Source organism: Thalassoglobus sp. JC818 (assembly GCF_040717535.1).
Taxonomy (GTDB): Bacteria; Planctomycetota; Planctomycetia; order Planctomycetales; family Planctomycetaceae; genus Thalassoglobus.
Map to the genome: position 1 here is coordinate 322485 of NZ_JBFEFI010000006.1, position 16595 is coordinate 339079.

11 protein-coding genes are annotated in these 16595 nt (G+C 52.6%); 3 read left to right on the forward strand and 8 right to left on the reverse strand.

All coding sequences use genetic code 11. The features are described from left to right. Window positions 1-185: 185 nt before the first annotated feature. Window positions 186-434, reverse strand: coding sequence for a hypothetical protein (locus AB1L42_RS17295; RefSeq protein ID WP_367058694.1), 249 nt, complete (start codon window positions 432-434; stop codon window positions 186-188). Window positions 435-1000: 566 nt separating this feature from the next. Then, window positions 1001-1210 carry a cold shock domain-containing protein gene (locus AB1L42_RS17300; protein ID WP_367058699.1) on the reverse strand — a complete coding sequence of 70 codons (210 nt, stop codon included), beginning with the start codon at window positions 1208-1210 and terminating at the stop codon, window positions 1001-1003. Window positions 1211-1766: 556 nt separating this feature from the next. Between AB1L42_RS17300 and AB1L42_RS17305 the strand changes: the two genes are divergently transcribed. Further along, a complete protein-coding gene (locus AB1L42_RS17305) occupies window positions 1767-2654 on the forward strand; it encodes a M28 family peptidase (RefSeq protein WP_367058704.1) in 888 nt (295 codons plus the stop codon). A gap of 436 nt (window positions 2655-3090) precedes the next feature. Here AB1L42_RS17305 and AB1L42_RS17310 read toward each other — a convergent pair whose 3' ends face one another. The 3 genes from AB1L42_RS17310 to AB1L42_RS17320 form a co-directional block, all read right to left on the reverse strand. Then, the gene (locus tag AB1L42_RS17310) at window positions 3091-3351 is read right to left on the reverse strand and encodes a hypothetical protein (RefSeq protein WP_367058708.1); all 261 of its coding nucleotides are present in this window, start codon (window positions 3349-3351) and stop codon (window positions 3091-3093) included. A gap of 362 nt (window positions 3352-3713) precedes the next feature. Continuing rightward, complete coding sequence (locus AB1L42_RS17315) at window positions 3714-5555, reverse strand: hypothetical protein (protein ID WP_367058713.1); 1842 nt, start codon at window positions 5553-5555, stop codon at window positions 3714-3716. A 168-nt stretch (window positions 5556-5723) separates the two neighbouring features. After that, window positions 5724-7589 carry a hypothetical protein gene (locus tag AB1L42_RS17320; protein ID WP_367058718.1) on the reverse strand — a complete coding sequence of 622 codons (1866 nt, stop codon included), beginning with the start codon at window positions 7587-7589 and terminating at the stop codon, window positions 5724-5726. Window positions 7590-7769: 180 nt separating this feature from the next. Here AB1L42_RS17320 and AB1L42_RS17325 point away from each other — a divergent pair, with 180 nt between their 5' ends. Next, window positions 7770-10469 (forward strand): glucosidase, encoded by a 2700-nt coding sequence (locus tag AB1L42_RS17325; protein WP_367058722.1) that lies wholly within the window; start codon window positions 7770-7772, stop codon window positions 10467-10469. Window positions 10470-10627: 158 nt separating this feature from the next. Here AB1L42_RS17325 and AB1L42_RS17330 read toward each other — a convergent pair whose 3' ends face one another. Beyond that, window positions 10628-11212, reverse strand: a complete 585-nt coding sequence (locus AB1L42_RS17330; protein ID WP_146506964.1) for a hypothetical protein — start codon at window positions 11210-11212, stop codon at window positions 10628-10630. Window positions 11213-11540: 328 nt separating this feature from the next. Then, window positions 11541-11966 (reverse strand): FHA domain-containing protein, encoded by a 426-nt coding sequence (locus AB1L42_RS17335; protein WP_367058730.1) that lies wholly within the window; start codon window positions 11964-11966, stop codon window positions 11541-11543. A gap of 313 nt (window positions 11967-12279) precedes the next feature. Between AB1L42_RS17335 and AB1L42_RS17340 the strand changes: the two genes are divergently transcribed. Further along, complete coding sequence (locus tag AB1L42_RS17340) at window positions 12280-13083, forward strand: polyphosphate kinase 2 family protein (RefSeq protein ID WP_367058735.1); 804 nt, start codon at window positions 12280-12282, stop codon at window positions 13081-13083. Window positions 13084-13291: 208 nt separating this feature from the next. On the opposite strand, the gene AB1L42_RS17345 is transcribed toward AB1L42_RS17340, so the two are convergent. Further along, a complete protein-coding gene (locus tag AB1L42_RS17345) occupies window positions 13292-16480 on the reverse strand; it encodes a PVC-type heme-binding CxxCH protein (protein ID WP_367058738.1) in 3189 nt (1062 codons plus the stop codon). Between the last annotated feature and the right edge of the window lie 115 nt (window positions 16481-16595).

A 16595-nucleotide genomic window follows, 5' to 3' on the forward strand; every position in this document is an offset into this window, starting at 1 on the left:
CATCTTCGAAGCACGGCTCAGCTCACCGGTGTCAGGACCATACGGAAGTCCAAAGCATGAATCGACCAAGTCGCACCCGCGGCCTGGTCGATTTTCGTTTGTACGTTTGCTTTCGCAGCACAGTTTCCCTGAACACTCAAACACGAAGCGTGCAGAGCATCCCAGGAATCCCGGGCTAGCGGAAACTACCGGATCTCGTTCAGATCAGCATCGAGGTTCTCACTGGAAGCTCGATACTCTTCCAAAGCTTGTCGCTGATTCGGCAGTTGCATTTCAGGACCGGCGGGGAAGAACTGAACGTCATCCCGCAGGTAATACGCTGAAGGCAATGTCTGGCCACCCATCTGAGTTTGGCAACCGCAAAGACCTGCCGACACAGACATTCCGACAATTGACAGAACGACAGTCTTCGAGAAAAGAGTGTTGTGGATCATGCCGAAGCTCATTCTCAGGGTGAAGTAAGACTCTCGATAATGATTCTCCGACTCCAATCACCACCCCGGGCGATACGAAAAGAGAATCAACGAGCAAAGGTTGTTTTTCGGACAGAAAGAAACTGTCCGCCAACAACTTGATCGTCACGAAAAGTCTGCGTCTTGAGAATTTTCGACACAATCGTCAATGATTGACACACCTGCACACTCCGAACATACGGTCAGTGCACAGTCTGAGAATGGAAAACATCCCTTCTAATGCCACAAGACCGATAATGCCTGACAACACTTCCGACCGGTTGAACTGGTTGCAAGTGTTACAAACCAGCCAGCGTCGACGACGGAAATGAAAGCTTCACCCGGCATCTCTTTCGTGAGGATGAACGTCCCGACGTTAATGAATGCGGTTGGCTCTTGCTTTGAGGTCCTTGCGAACCCCTAACGAGAGGCACATTCTCCGCTGGTCGAGAATTCCCCGAGTCGTGACATGCGATGAAATGCAGCCTCGTCAAAGACTGCTTTCATCAATCAGTAGCAAAGAACACTGAAGGCAGTGTTCACCACAATTAGTCGTTCACTGGACGAACGACCGAGGCGCGAGGTCCCTTAGGACCGTCCTCTGACTCATACTCCACATCTTGACCTTCTTGAAGCGATTCAAATTCCGCATCCTGGATCGCGGAGACGTGAAAGAACAAATCTCCTCCTCGATCTTCCGACGTAATAAACCCGAATCCCTTGTCAGCGACCAGCTTCTTAATCTTTCCTCGCAGCATTGCCGCTCTTCCTTACTCAATAACTCATGACTGCTCTGAGAAGTTCAATCTCTCTCACCTCCATGAACTCCCGCTCTTCTCTCTTGGACAACGCTCGCAAATCACATTGTTGATCTGTGAGATCACACAGAGATCAGAATTGAATTGATGAGAAAGCGCATGTCCTAAGATGGATCACGTTGCGACTCATCAGTCTCAATTGTGGAATGATCGGGAAAACGTCCTGTTTTGAGTCGATCGGAATCTTCACCACAAAGGCAGATTATAGCGGTCTTGAGGCTGTTCTCGATTCTCCCGAGTGAGAATTTCGCAAATTCCCATCAACCAATCCAAATACATAAAATGGCTTCCAGCAGACTTGATGGCTTGCGAGGCACCCGTTCTTGTGGCATGGTTGCGACAAAAGACGTTTCCCCACCACCCGACCGTTGAGACAGTACCTATGCTCAAGCCTTCTCGGCTCAGTTGCCTCGCACACCCCACGCGTGTTTCTTCCCCAAGTCGGGAACGTCGATGCGAAAGAAGAGTTCGTGCTTGCTTTGTCCCAGTGCTTGCGATGTTGATTTGGCTCGCATCCACTGTGAAGACAGAGGCAGAAGACTTAATCATCAACGGGGACCGCGCGTTTGGGTATCTCAAACAGATCTGCGATCTCGGACCGAGATACTCAGGCTCGGAGGGAATGGTCAAGCAGCAGGAGCTTCTTCAGGAGCACTTTACGAAACTTGGTGGCCTCGTCGGTTTTCAGGACTTCGATGCACCGCACCCTCAGTCCGGCGAACCGGTGCGGATGCGAAACCTGATCGTCTCCTGGCACCCTGAACGACGCGACCGAATTGTTGTCTGCTGCCACTACGACACCCGCCCATTTCCAGATCGAGAACCTCTGGAGATCAATCGCACAAAACCGTTCATTGGCGCCAACGACGGAGGAAGCGGAGTCGCCCTGCTCATGGAACTGGGAAATCACATGGCAGTCCTCCCGAACAAGCTCGGAATCGACTTCGTCTTTTTCGACGGTGAAGAACTCGTCTACAAAGAGGGAGACAAGTATTTCCTCGGATCAGAACACTTCGCTCAAGAGTATCACGACAAGCCACCCCGCAATCATCGATACGTGAAGGGAGTGCTCGTCGACATGATCGCCCAGCGTGATCTCAATGTTTACTACGAACGCAACAGCCTTCGATATGCCCCTCAAGTCACACGGAGCATTTGGGCGACAGCGAAGCGAGTCGGAGCGACAGAATTTCATGCACGCGCGAAGCACGAAATCCGTGACGATCACCTGCCGTTAAATCAGATTGCCAAAATCCCAACCTGCGTCATTATCGATTTCGACTATCCATACTGGCACACACGCAACGATCTGCCAGCTGCGTGCTCTCCGAAATCGTTGTATAAGGTCGGGCTCGTCGTGCTTGCCTGGCTCGCGGAAAACTAAGTCTTTCCCGCGGCTTTTCCAGCATTCGACGATCCAACGCCACCTCTGAGCAAGACACAGAGTTCAGGAGAGAATTCCTGCTCGACAGAGAAAATCTCAGAGGTGATGCGGAATTGAAGTCTGGGTTCTCCGTCGCTCGACCTGCGTCAACAAACGCACCATTCTTCTGGAACGATCAAATTGTTTCACAAGATCAATCAGGCGAACGCTGAGCCAATCGATACAAGGCACCGCTTGTACACGAGCGACGTGAGCCATCCTGCTGGATTCCACGAATCGCTCTCACTTCTTCACATCAGTGAATCTCAAACCGGCATGAACACCGGCTGACGATCAGAGCAAGTTGCTCTTTTCTGTGCACTCGCTTGCGCTGTTTCACAACCTAAAACGCTGTGCTTGCTCGTGCGAGATCGTGCACACAAAATCAGAAAATGCTCTAATATGCTGGAAGTGGATCGATGGTCGCGGTCACTGGGTATGCATATGGAGCCATGGCAGTTGGAGCTCCACCGGTGTATGCACCAGGGTAAGTTCCGCATGCACCATTCGGGCACGGAGAAGGAGCGCTGTAGGTGTTGTATGGAGCGTATCCAGCACCATATCCACAAGGCGCACAACCTCGTTGTGCGAATGGGCAACAACATCCCGTTGCAGCAATCGTCAATGCGAGGGTCAGCATCAATGCGCACCGCTTCATAGTTCCAATCCTTTTCGTGGGAGTGAGAGAGGAGTCATCGTGTGGGTCGGTCGACCCATGTGAAGTTGTCTTCGACCGAGCGTTGCGAAATCCATTCGCCGTCAGAGAAGACCTTGATTGAGGAATCTTGAAAGGGACAGGCCGCTCAAATGTGCGGTGCCTGTGTGAGCGGAACGATACGATTCCAACTCAATCGAAACAACGGGAATTGAGGAAATCCCCGATTTCCTGAGCACGATTGAAAGAATTGCAACTCGCGCCCCGAGAATCAGCCCCGAAGACCGGCCCAATGAAACGCAAAACAGCACCGGCAGCGAACTACAAGGGAGCAATTTCAGCACGAAGCCCCTCAGAGATACTGATCAATCAATCTCGACTTCGACGATCGGATCGATCTCACCCTTCGAAGTGAATCGCGAAAACGACGTTTCGTAGTTCGTGTGCATCCCGAGAACGGTGCGAGGAATGTTTGGCTCTTCCAGCGAGTGATACATCAGCCACTGATTTCGGCCGATTCGAAAACGAGCCCCAAACGCATCTTGCTGCGACTCGATCTTCCCATCTTGCACGACGGTCAGTTGATTCCACTCAACGGGTCGAAAGTGTCGCTTCGGAGCCCAGTCGAAAACTGTAGAAACAAACAAGCGAGATGCTTCGCTCGACTGTTCGACAACCAGTTTTCCTTCTTCTACGGACGCGAACCCCAGAGCCTTTTGCGTTCGCTCTTGAGGAACTGAGATCGGCAGCACACGGATTCGCTGACCTTGCGCTAGCAGGGCCACTTCCCGTGTCGCGGAGTCAGCTTCAACTTCGTAACTCGCAGCAATCGGAATTGTTGAGCGGAAGGCAAGCGATTTCGCCTCGTTGGCCCGAACCGACTGATTGAGGATCAACTGATGATCCTGCCTCAGCAGAATCACCTGCCGCATGAGTTTCGTCCCGTCCGGTCCGTCCTGAACGAGTTCCATGAAATCGACTTCAGCATCTTCAAACCAGCAGGTGCAGGTCCACTGCTCGTCACTCTCAACGGATTTTCCGTCGACTTGAAGATCCGCTTCCCACTTGCCTCGAAAGATCGGGATGTCAGCTGCAACAACGTCGAGCGACAAAGTCTTGCTGTCATGAATTACGACGCATTGGTCGATCGGTGACTTCCAGGACGACCGCAAATTGGCCACCATCGCCCAGTCGGACTGGAACGTTTCTTCGGGAAGTTCCCACTCACTTCGAATTGCTGACAGACTCTTTCCGATTGCCAGCCCTTTCAAGTAGCGATCAAGACCTTCACCATCTTGATAGTCTACTGCAGCCAAGACAGTTCTCAGGCGGATGAAGTCTTCGCGAACATCCCCTTCCCGCTCTGCTCCCGAAAACGCGATCCGATTCGGAGTACACAACGAAATCACACGTTCCAGAAGAGAATGCAGTCGAGTCAGAATCGATTCATTCCAGAGTCGTTCTCCGTGCACACGTGCAAACAAAGACATACGAGCCAAGCAGCACAACGAATCAACGATCCCCGGAATCCACTGAGGCTGTGGAGTTCCGTCGTTGTCGCTCGTTTCGTCGATACACATCCGAATGAGACCGACGACTTCCTTTTGAAGCTTCTTGGCGCCTTTAAGATCTCGAAGCGAAACCGCCAGCATGAAGACAGTTTCAAGAAATGGAAGCTGACTGAGCGCCTGATCGGGGTCGACTTCCGGTTTGTTCTCAAGCCACGATTGGCCCTGTTGAACGACCCATCGCCATAAGTCGATTAACGCTTCGGTCGACAGCACATCGACTTTGAGTGAGAGAATCCAGATTGCCGAACACAATGACTGAAAGTTCGTGTCAGAGTCGAGGTTCTCAGCAATTCGGGCATGAATCTCCGCAGCGACTTCCGACTTGCGTTTGAGTTTCCCGAACAGAATTCGTTCCCACGCACCTTCGGGTTCATCAGAAGTGGAGGCATTTGGCCAGAGTGTTCTGAGATCCTTTTGTAGCTCTTTGCGTTCCCGCTTCTTCATAGCAAGAGAAAGCAAATCCTCTTTCATGATCCGTGAAAACTCTTCGAGGTCACCTTTTTTCGCAGCATTCCCTAGGCCGCGAGTTGCACCTCCGCGAAACGATATCGACTGAAGCCATTCCCCATCAGCGGGTTCGAAAGCCGAAGTGCCCGGTGGGAGGTGTCCGTTTGATGATTCGAGCGTTGCACTCATGGCAGTTGTCGTTTCGAAGCTGAAGTTTGAATCGTCTCGCTGTTTCCCGCGCAGGCGGAGGCGTATTAGACCATTTTCATGGGCCGCATGCACTCACCTGACGGAGATCCGTACGATGAAGGGTCCGCTCACCGATTCGAATCACACTGAGCCGGAATTGAACTAGCTCTAAGAGTCGCGTCCCCAAAGACATTCGGCGATCCAGTCGAGATCGTCCTGTTGTTGCTGGCGAGCTTCTTTGGTTGTCGTTCCCCCAGCACTGTTCAGTGCATTCGCCACGATGAGACGAACAACGCACGAAAGCGGAGTCCCCGGCTTCTGCGAAAGCGCTCGGGAGATCATGGGGTGATTTCGATTGAGAATGATCTCATTTTGGGAAGTTGGAGCATCAGCGAAATGCGTGTCGATCAGTCGCTGAAACCCGGTAGGAATCTCGCCTCGCTGCTTGAGTTCTTCGAAAGACTTCGCAAGCTCGTGTCGCTCGTTCAAGAACGCCATCACAGGTTGATCGGCACGAAACGATCCGAGCAAAACCCTCGCTTGTGAACTCTCAAGAAACTGAATCCACTCAGGAGCTGCATCTTCGAGATCCTGAACGCCCAGAATCATCGCCGAGAAATTCGGTGCGGTCGGTGTCGCAAGACGCAGATCACTTTCAATCCCGGCATCGAAATCATCGGCAAGGCACTGCGCAAGAAGTGACTCTTCAAAGCTGCGGAACGTACTGACGCAAGGTGCCGAATGAGAAGCGAAGAGCGAATTGATCCAGCGTTCCTGTCGTCGATCCGGGTTGTACCAGACAACTCGATCGACATCGTCTTCAAAGAGCGGGTCCGCTTCAGACTTGTCGAGGATCTCTTGAATCGTGAGCAGACCGTGAGAAGTCGGGAACCGATAGGATTGTTTCAGGACCTGACGAAGTCGTTCGTTCTCGATCGCCGCCCCAGCCAGGGAATAGCGATGCCAGTTGACAATCGACTCCATCCGCTGCGGGTCCGCATCCGCCAGCTTTTCGAAGTGCTCGAAGAGGATCTGCTCGAGAACCTCACACACGTTTTCGAATGCCCGGTTACGCACCAGATCTTCTCGACTGGCAGTCGGGGAGCAGTCATGCAGCTCGATGCAGCCGCGTAAGAAAGTCGCCCAGACCGGAAGGATGCCCTGAAGCTTGCGAGAGATCACCATCCTGCGAACAGTCACCATGACTGTCGGAAGATCGCTGAATCCAGGAACTCGCTGTGGGCTGACGTAGAGCGCTCCGGAAATCGAAACTGGTTTTTCAATGCGAATGGGAATCACATCGAGAGGAGTCTCGTCGAAGTATTCTTCGATGGCCAGCTCGGTCGATTCCTGATCCTGTTGGGCATCAAACCAGGCTGCGTGAATGACGTTGACCCGCACGTCTGAATCGTTGAGGAAAATCGGGATCGGCAAAAAGTCAGCATGATCGCGAATCGCAGTTTCGACAGATTCTGGATTCTCTGACAGAAACTTGTATTCCGGTTTCAGGATCAAAGTGACGGTGGTCCCAAACTGACTTCGCTCGATGTTCGACAGGTCGATTTCAGTTCCGGGCCCTGCCTCCCAGCGGACTCCGGACTCTGCGTTCTCGTTTCGGCTTTCCACGACGAGTCGGTCCGCGAGCATGAACGCACTGAACAGCCCAACTCCGAACTGACCAATCAGGTCTCCATTGTCGGCAGTTCCAGATTGTTGCGAGAGAGGAGGAGTTCCTCGCTTGATCAGACCAGTAATTCCGAGGCCGACTGTTCCGAGATAGTTTTCGGCGTCTTCGGGAGTGAGGCCGACTCCGTCGTCAGTGAATGAAAGAGTACCAGCGTCTGAATCTTGCCGGACGACGATCTTCCCCTGAAATTGCAAATCGCCACGTCGTCGGCGCATGATGGCATCATGTGCGTTTTGAAGCAGTTCTCGAATCGGAGTATCGTAGCGGCTGTAAAGAGATGACCCCATGATATCGATGACACCAGCGATATCGACCTGAAAAGGGATCTTGCGTTTCCACTCGGACATAATTGTTTCAACGACCTCGGGAAAAGTGAGTCGAGCATTGATGCGAACGCATTGAAGTCGACACATATCGACGAGACAAGTGTAGAAACCAGTTCTTTCTTGACTGGGAAGTTGTTCAAATACAGTTCTCAATGGAGCCGGTCAAATGTATTGAGCGGAAATTTGAGACGAAGGGACAAGATGGCCGATTTTTCGATTACCGGTGCGGAAGTCAAACGACTTGCTCAAGAGTCTCGCGGAGACGTCGACGGAAACTGGAAGCGATGGGGCACATACCTCGCTGAACGTCAATGGGGAACGGTTCGGGAAGACTATTCGAGTCACGGCGAACCCTGGAACTACTTCACTCACGACGATGCCATCTGGCGGGCTTATCGCTGGGGCGACGATGGAATCCTCGGCTGGTGTGATCGAAAAGGTCGCTTGAGTTTTTCACTCGCGATGTGGAATGGAAAAGACCCCATTCTCAAAGAGCGGCTCTTCGGACTGAGTGGCCCCGAGGGGAACCACGGGGAAGATGTCAAAGAGTGCTATTACTATCTGGATGCCACTCCGACTCACTCTTATTGCAAAGGACTGTATAAGTATCCGCAGACCGAATTCCCCTACTCTCAACTCGTCGAAGAAAACCGTAATCGCAATCGGCAACAACTCGAGTATGAACTGACCGACACCGGGATCTTCGACGAGAGCCGCTACTTCGACGTGTTCGTGGAGTACGCCAAGGCTTCCCCAGAAGATACCTGCATTCGTGTGACTGCAGTCAATCGCGGAGACGAAACTGCCGAGTTGCATCTGCTTCCGCAATTCTGCTTTCGCAACACCTGGTCGACTCCGAACGTTTACGAAGCCGGCCTCCCAAAACCGAAACTGTCGGCCGCCTCCAAAGACTCGATACGAGCCGAGCACGCTTCACTCGGAGAGTTTCAGATCTTCGCCGACGTTGCTCCCGATGGTTCCAAACCACAGTGGCTTTTCACAGAGAACGAAACCAACCCCTCACGCGAACAAGCTGTCGAAGTCATTCGCGGAGGCTGCAAAGATGCATTTCATCTGTATGTCGTCAATGGTGAAACGAACGCGGTTAATCCGCATCAGTACGGAACGAAAGCAGCTGCCTATTACAAAATGGAAATCCCTCCCGGGGGACAGATGCAGATTCGCCTCAGGCTCGTGCCGGTCAAAGAAGTTCCGCAGATGCCCTTCAGCGAGTACTTCGACCGAGTCTTCGATCGGCGAATCGAAGAAGCTGACGCTTTCAATCGACTGAAAGTCGGAGCGGGATTAAACGAAGACGAGCGGCGCGTTCTCAGACAGGCCAATGCCGGACTGCTCTGGACGAAACAGTTCTACTGCTACTCGGTCAAAGACTGGCTGGACGACGGCCCACAACGCCCCATTTACGACCACTCGACCAACCTCGTTCGAAATGCAGACTGGCAGCACCTGTTCAATCGTGATGTCATCTCGATGCCCGACAAGTGGGAGTACCCCTGGTACGCAGCTTGGGACTCCGCATTCCACATGCTTCCGTTCGCGAATCTTGACATCGATTACGCGAAGGATCAGCTGTCGATGTTCCTCCGTGAATGGTACATGCATCCCAACGGTCAGATTCCAGCTTACGAGTGGAACTTCAGCGACGTGAATCCGCCGGTGCATGCGTGGGCTTGCTGGCGTGTCTATCAGCGATCCGGTCCGCCGGGACATCGTGACCGCGAATTCCTCTCCAAGGTCTTTCAGAAGCTGTTGCTGAATTTCACGTGGTGGGTGAATCGAAAAGATATTCGCGGACGTCACATCTTCACCGGTGGTTTCCTTGGGCTGGATAACATCGGAGTCTTCGATCGATCCAAACCACTTCCCACGGGAGGTCATCTGGAACAGGCGGATGCTACCGGCTGGATGGCTTTCTACTGTGCGAGCATGATGTCCATCGCGTTCGAACTGGCGGACGGAAATCCGTCGTACTCGCAGATCGCCTACAAGTTCTTCTCGCACTACATCTCAATCGCCGAGTCGATGAATCAACTCGACGGGAGTGGTCTCTGGGATGAGGAAGATGGATTCTATTACGACCACCTTTACACCGGCGGTCAAAGCATCCCACTGAAGATCCGGTCGATTGTGGGAATCATTCCACTCTTCACCGTCGACATTCTGTTCGAGCGCATCATCAATCAGCTTCCTGAATTTCAGAAGCGAATGAACTGGATGCTCAAACATCGGCGTGATTTGAATGAGTTCATGACGTTCCTCGAGCACGGAACAGCAGACGATGACGGAACGAACGGTCTCTGGCTGCTCGCGATTCCGACTCGTGAACGACTCGAAAGAATTCTCAAGTACCTGCTCGACGAAGACGAGTTCCTGTCGAAATTCGGGATTCGATCACTCTCGAAATTTCACGAGAAGAACCCGTTCTGCTTTAACGTCGGGAACCAGGAAACGTGCGTCACTTACATCGCGGGAGAGTCTGACAGCTACATGTTCGGCGGAAACTCAAACTGGCGTGGGCCGATCTGGTTTCCGATGAACTATCTTCTGATCGAGTCGCTGGAGCGGTATCACCAGTTTTACGGTGATACTCTGAAAGTGGAATGCCCGACCGGCTCCGGTGTCATGATGACGATGCAGGAAGTCGCCGATGAACTTCGTCGTCGACTCGTCCGTTTGTTTGTGGAAGACGAAGAAGGATTTCGCCCGAGCTATTCCCGGAATGAGCGATTGCTCAGCGATGAGAATTGGAAAGACCTCATTCTGTTTTATGAGTACTTCCACGGAGATTCCGGACGCGGCTTGGGTGCCAATCACCAGACCGGCTGGACAGCCCTGATTGCTCCCATCCTGGAACACCTCGCACGTCGCAAATCAGAATAGGCTCGAACGTCTTCGCCCGGTGATCGCTTTCGATTCACTTTCGCCCATGAAGTCGATGTCACGACGACTGAGAATCCGCGCATGCGAAAGCCCGGCCGAGTTGGCGGCCGGGCTTTCGAGCACCTGGAGATCTCGGCATTCCGAGACTCCGTTCACAACTAGTCGACGACAGGTCCGGCACACCGAATCAGGTGGTCGTGGTCGATGTAGACCACTTCTTCAACCTGATCTTTGGCGGTGAATGGGACAGGCCAGCTTGATCGCTTGAATTCATCGAAGTAAACGGTGCACTTGTAATGGCAGTGGTGGAGTCGTGCAGGTCCAACCTGTGGGAAGAACCGACACTCGTCAATTCGGTCGACCATCGGTTCGACAACGATTCGAACGTTGTTTCGTGAGGTCTCAGCAAGGAACGGGAAACCGCCAGCGGTGTCGTCCGGGAGTGCTCGCATCACTTCATCGGGCTGAGGTGGATCGAGACAGAACAGAGGAGCATTTTCACCTTCGACGGGATCCAGAATCGGAACCTTCTTGTAACGCTCTTCTTCCCAATAGGTGTCTTCAATTTCCTGGCTGAAATACGGCGTGACGGGGATCAACGGGGTCGTTCCGAAAAACAATGCCCCGGTCCAGGCTGTCTGCCAGGTCCAACCGAGAAGATTACATCCGCTTGTGGGTAACGTGACCATTGCGAGTGCAGCCAAAAGCCACAACTGCTTGGTTCGTTTCTTCAACAACTTCATCTGATTGTCTCCAGGTGCTGCGAAGACGTCTGTGAGTGAAATGATGAGTCTGATCTCACAGGAAGTCAGTCCAACTACAACTGTTAGGGACGAACAACGTCATGTCCGTCATCACCTATATCGTTCCGGCAATCGCGCAAACTTGTGAAAATATTCGGGTTTTGCGGAATCAGATGGGGAATCAGATTGCAGAGGTGGTAAGGAAGGTAGGATGGGAGAGAGCCAGTTTCGTCGTCGAGTGATCGCGGGAAACACGTTTCGCAAGCGTATTTACAGCCCGAAGCATCTTTGGCTGTGAAAAGAAAACCGCGATGACTGGCTTCTCGAATTATTCGAGATCATCTGAAAGAAATGGGAGACCGGTTTCGCTATCGACCCCAACCAGCTCTCCACTGCCGTCATCATCACTGGCAGGAATCTCCAGCGACTCCAGAATTTCGCCCGTGTTCTCAGCACCGGTTTCCGGGCTTGGCCCTAAGTGAACGCGAAATCGAACATTCGCAAACGAGAGTTCGTCACCGGGCAAGAGAGCTCCGCGAGTGACTTTCTGGCCGTTGACTTTTGTTCCGTTGGTGCTGCCCAAGTCCCGGATGAAAAGCAATCCGTCAGTTTTAGCGACAGCACAATGCAGCTTTGAGACGCTGGCGTGCTCCAGAATCAGATCGCAGAGATCAGCTTTGCGCCCAACAATGGTCAGACTCCGATTGAGTGTAATCGGTGTTGAGCCATCAATCGGTATCAGCTGCGCAATCATTGATCGGGCCAAGAGGAAGGGAAAACGGTACCCGCTATCATGACATTCTGTGACGCATGGGAGCAATGTCAACTCCGTAACTTCTAGAAATCCTTATCGGTAGGGCAGTTGTATGAGTTCTTCCGGATCGCATTAGGGAGCGTATTTTGTCGAAGTCGCGCGGTCTGGGCTGAATTCGTCGAATCTAGTGTCGAATCGTTAAGCGTACTCCGCGTGATTGGACAGCATCGATTCCCTTTTCGTTGCGACTGATGCAAAGAGTTGGTCCAATCGACAGAACAACTCTCATTCCTCAGCACAGAAAAGCAGCACTATGGCGATGCCGCACCGAGTTGATCCAGGAACAGATGTTCAGCTGAAGGAAATCGAAGCAGATGGCAAGAAGCTGCACGACGACCGTGACGCAGCTGAGAAGGAATTCAAGAAGTATCGAAAGAAGATTGCCGAACTTCAGGCGCGACTTTACGCCGAAGAACGGCAGAAACTGCTGATCGTCTTTCAAGCAATGGATGCTGGCGGCAAAGACGGAACGACTCGGGCTGTCTTTGAGGGGGTCAATCCGCAGGGTGTGCGAGTCGTCTCTTTCAAGCAACCTTCTCACCGTGAACTGGCCCACGACTTTTTGTGGCGCATCCATTTTGCTGTCCCACCAAAGGGGATGATCCACGTCTTCAATCGGTCACAGTACGAAGATGTGCTTGTTGTCCGCGTGAGAGAACTGGCCCCGAAAGAAATCTGGGAGCCACGCTTTGAGCAGATCAATCAGTTCGAAAAATACCTCTCAGACACCGGCACGAGGATTCTCAAATTCTATTTGCACATCACGAAGGATGAGCAGAAGGAACGGTTCGAAGAACGAATCGACATTCCAGAGAAGAACTGGAAGTTCTCAAAACAAGATCTCGTCAAACGCGGAAACTGGGACCACTATCGGAACGCTTACGAAGACGTTCTCTCGAAGTGCTCAACCAAACATGCTCCGTGGTACATCATCCCAGCCAATCAAAACTGGTACCGCAACTGGGTCATTGCAAAGACGATTTGCCACACTCTCGAAGAAATGGACCCGCAATACCCGGAACCAGAGGATGGTCTCGATGACGTCGTCATTCACTAGAACATGTTGCTCTTTCCGGTGCACACCAAATCAGAAAATGCTCTCAACCACGATCGTGTTTTCTCTGACTCGATCCTTACATGAGTCACCGAAGCGGCATCCACCAACCGACGCGAGTGAAAAAAGAAAATCCTCGAGGCGATGCAAATCGCCTCGAGGATTTCATTGCGTTGAGAAGGCTCAAGCAGCTTTAAACTGCGTAACTCGTTTACTCTGAGCCTTCAGATTTCTGGTCTCGAATCTTCTGTTTCGGTGCGCCGCTGAGAATTGTGGCTCCCGGGTCAGTTGGTGGTTTGTCGAGAGCGAGGAAGGCAAACAGGTCAGCGAGTTCCTGCGGAGTGAGTTGCTTCTCGAGGTCCTCCGGCATCATGGAAACTTCGCTGACTTTGTAAGCTTCAATCTCCTCACGTGGAATGTTTTCGATTTTGCCACCCTGAATTTTCAGGACGACTCGCGTGTCACTCTCTTCGATGGGCAGGCCTGTCAAAACGCGTCCATCTTCAGTAGCCAGCAGTCGGGCTTGATACCCAGGACCGATGACGGCACTCGGATCGAAAACGTTCTGCAGAAGTTGCTCCCAGTTGTTGCGGCCGTTCCGCGTGATGTCGGGACCAACCTCTGCTCCTTCGCCGTAGATCTTATGACACTGTGCGCAGACCTTCTTGAAGACTGCAACACCCTGATGCGGATCGCCGGGCGTGCCGTTCAGAAAGTCTCGATGGAAGTTGATCACGTGTTGACGATCGGAACGTCTGTCTTCGCGAATTTGCCCGTAGACTCTGGCGATCGCTGCCTTCAATTCGTCGTCGTTGAACGAAGCAACTCGTTTCAGCTGATTGAGGTTGAGAAGTTCCTTCGCCAGTTGTTCCGCTTCGATTTGCTTGAGAAGAGCCAGCGACCATGATGACCGTTGCGTCAGCACTTCGATGACTCTCGGTTGAACATTCGGCTGCAAGTCGTCGTAGATTTCGATCAGCATCTCTGCAATCGCAGGATCATTGAGATCCCCTAATGAGGAAATCAATCCGGATCGGAACGAGTCACTCGCCGTTTTCGAAGTGAGCGAGTCACGGACCAGGGTCAGGATCTGTTGGTCTTTGGCAGTGATGAGTGTCTGCACGACTTTCAGACGAAACTGTTCATCGCGGGAGTTATGAAACTCTTGCCGCATCGCGACTTGAGCTTCGCTCATTCCCAACGCAGCCCCGAGGAACAGGTAGTCTTCAAAGAGTTCGTTCTCCCGTCCGGAGATCAGTACCTTGCGGATGATCGGTTCCGCAGATGCTCGAAATTCCGCCAGAAACTCTTCCTTCGGAGGATATTGCTGAATGCCGCGGGTCAGCTCTCCGATCACATTACGAGCGACTCGCGAATCGCGGCTGGCGACGGCGATCATCGCAGCTGCCTGTTCTCCTGTGAGTGCATATCGAGACATGGCCACGTTGACCAGTCGTCCCATCCAGACAGGAGGCTGACGATCTTCCTGAGATTGCACCGTCAGAAATCCACGGAGAACATCGGACATGGCACCTTCAGTATTCGACATGTCCAGAAGATTCTGCCAGACGACGTGAGTGATCAAGGGATCGTTTGCAGCTGCCTTTTGAACATGCATCAACTCGACGGTTTGGCGAAATTTCAGCGGGACCAGAAAATCGGTTCCGTCGTACTTCGGGATCAAGACAGCGAGTTGCAAAAGGACCTTCGGATCGAGATTCTGAAATCGATCGCCTTTATACGGATCTTCTGCTTCAGGATTCAGGAATTCGCTGACGACCATTTCTCCGAGCCCAGGAGCTTCTGGTTCGAGGTTTCTCGCGAGACGAATTCCCCAGGATCGGATGAGCGGATCGGAACCAGCTACGAGTTGTTCAAGGGTTTCTTCTGAGATCCCCGCCGACGTTCCCGACAGCGTCCAGATCGATCGCAATCGTGAATCCGTTTCACGTTGAGTATCGAGTGCCTGCGAATCGAGTGTGGCATACGCTTCGGAATCACCCGCGATGCGTTCTGAAAGAAGTCGCTGAGCGGTCTCTCGGTTATAGACGTTGGCATCATCGAGCAGTGCCACGAGTTCGTCGTCGGTCTTCGCTCCCAGATCCGCCGCCTTGGAATTCTCGTGTCCCTTGTAGACGACGCGATACAGCCGGCCCTTGCCGCGATCGACACCTTCCGGATCGGCATTGGCATCCTGATAGCAGTGATATCTGTCGTACCAGTCGAGAATGTAAAGGCATCCATCCGGGCCGACTTTCTGAACAACGGGCATGAACCAGGCATCGTTGGCACTCAGAAAATCAGCCAGCCGAGCGTCTTCGCCTTCTCCAATCTTGCGGACGGTATCGTGCTCGAAAGCCCCTTCAGGAGCAGGAAAACCGGGGTGTGGTCGCCCCTTGTAGGAAGCACCGTTGGGATCGGCGATGTCCGCATTGATGCAGGCGCCGTGAATGTTTCCCATGTACAGCACATTTTGATATTCAGCAGGATAGGCTGGCGATTCGAACCACGTAATTCCGCAATAGGCAGCCTTCTGATGTTTGTGGTCGACGATTGAACGATGCGGCCAGGTGTGCGGTGGGTAAGGTCCACCCTGACGGATGTAATAAGCATCCTCAACAATGTGCCAGAGATGGTCGATCACGCAGGCGGAGATGAAGAAGTCCCCTTCTCCGTTAATTGCAATTCCCCACGGATTGCTCGTTCCTTCCGAGAAGATCTGAAACTCGCGTGTTCTGGGATGCACACGAAACATCACACAGGTGAACTTCCAGCCCGGGTGATTGGGGTCGAAGTTCGGGTTCTCTTCGGTGTACTTCACATCGCAGTAATTGAAGACGCCATTGAGACCATAGAGCCATCCGTCGGGTCCCCACGTCAGAGAGTTTGGCAGTTCGTGAGTGTCCGTTCTTCCAAACCCGGTGACCACTGTTTCGACTTTGTCTGCCTTCAGGTCTCCGTCAGTATCCTGCATGAAGAGCAAATCGGGAGCGTTCGCAACCCAGACTCCTCCATAGCCGACGGCAATTCCCGAGGGAATATTCAATCCCTCGGCAAAGACGGTGGTCTTATCGACTCGTCCGTCTCCATCGGTATCTTCGAGGACTTTAATACGGTCACGGCCTGGCCCCGGTTCTCGGCGCGGGTACTCGAAACTCTCGGTAATCCAGAATCGCCCTTTTTCGTCGATGCACATTCCGACCGGGTTCACGACGTCCGGTTCGTGAGCCACAACTTGCACCGAAAAGCCTTCCGGAACGACCATCTTTGCGACAGCTTCCTCTGCTGAGAGAGCTGGGCCGGGTGGTTTTTCGTGTCGGCGAGGAATTTCGAGACGTTGGGCAAACGAAAATGTTGAAAGGGAAACAAGCAGCACACAAGCTGCAACAAGGTGACGCATAATGTCTTCCCGAATTGAAAACAGGTGGGAATGTGTTGGAGGTTGAATCAAACTGAAAGCGATTCTCACAGATACTGTCGTGAACCAATCAAAAAGTTTCAATCAATCCCAGCGA

Excerpts from the sequence above, each read along its gene's own strand:
- AB1L42_RS17325 (WP_367058722.1), top strand. The coding sequence starts at position 7,770 with ATGGCCGATTTTTCGATTACCGGTGCGGAAGTCAAACGACTTGCTCAA.
- AB1L42_RS17335 (WP_367058730.1), bottom strand. The coding sequence starts at position 11,966 with ATGATTGCGCAGCTGATACCGATTGATGGCTCAACACCGATTACACTC.
- AB1L42_RS17300 (WP_367058699.1), bottom strand. The coding sequence starts at position 1,210 with ATGCTGCGAGGAAAGATTAAGAAGCTGGTCGCTGACAAGGGATTCGGG.
- AB1L42_RS17345 (WP_367058738.1), bottom strand. The coding sequence starts at position 16,480 with ATGCGTCACCTTGTTGCAGCTTGTGTGCTGCTTGTTTCCCTTTCAACA.
- AB1L42_RS17320 (WP_367058718.1), bottom strand. The coding sequence starts at position 7,589 with ATGTCCGAGTGGAAACGCAAGATCCCTTTTCAGGTCGATATCGCTGGT.
- AB1L42_RS17315 (WP_367058713.1), bottom strand. The coding sequence starts at position 5,555 with ATGAGTGCAACGCTCGAATCATCAAACGGACACCTCCCACCGGGCACT.
- AB1L42_RS17340 (WP_367058735.1), top strand. The coding sequence starts at position 12,280 with ATGGCGATGCCGCACCGAGTTGATCCAGGAACAGATGTTCAGCTGAAG.
- AB1L42_RS17310 (WP_367058708.1), bottom strand. The coding sequence starts at position 3,351 with ATGAAGCGGTGCGCATTGATGCTGACCCTCGCATTGACGATTGCTGCA.
- AB1L42_RS17330 (WP_146506964.1), bottom strand. The coding sequence starts at position 11,212 with ATGAAGTTGTTGAAGAAACGAACCAAGCAGTTGTGGCTTTTGGCTGCA.
- AB1L42_RS17295 (WP_367058694.1), bottom strand. The coding sequence starts at position 434 with ATGATCCACAACACTCTTTTCTCGAAGACTGTCGTTCTGTCAATTGTC.
- AB1L42_RS17305 (WP_367058704.1), top strand. The coding sequence starts at position 1,767 with ATGTTGATTTGGCTCGCATCCACTGTGAAGACAGAGGCAGAAGACTTA.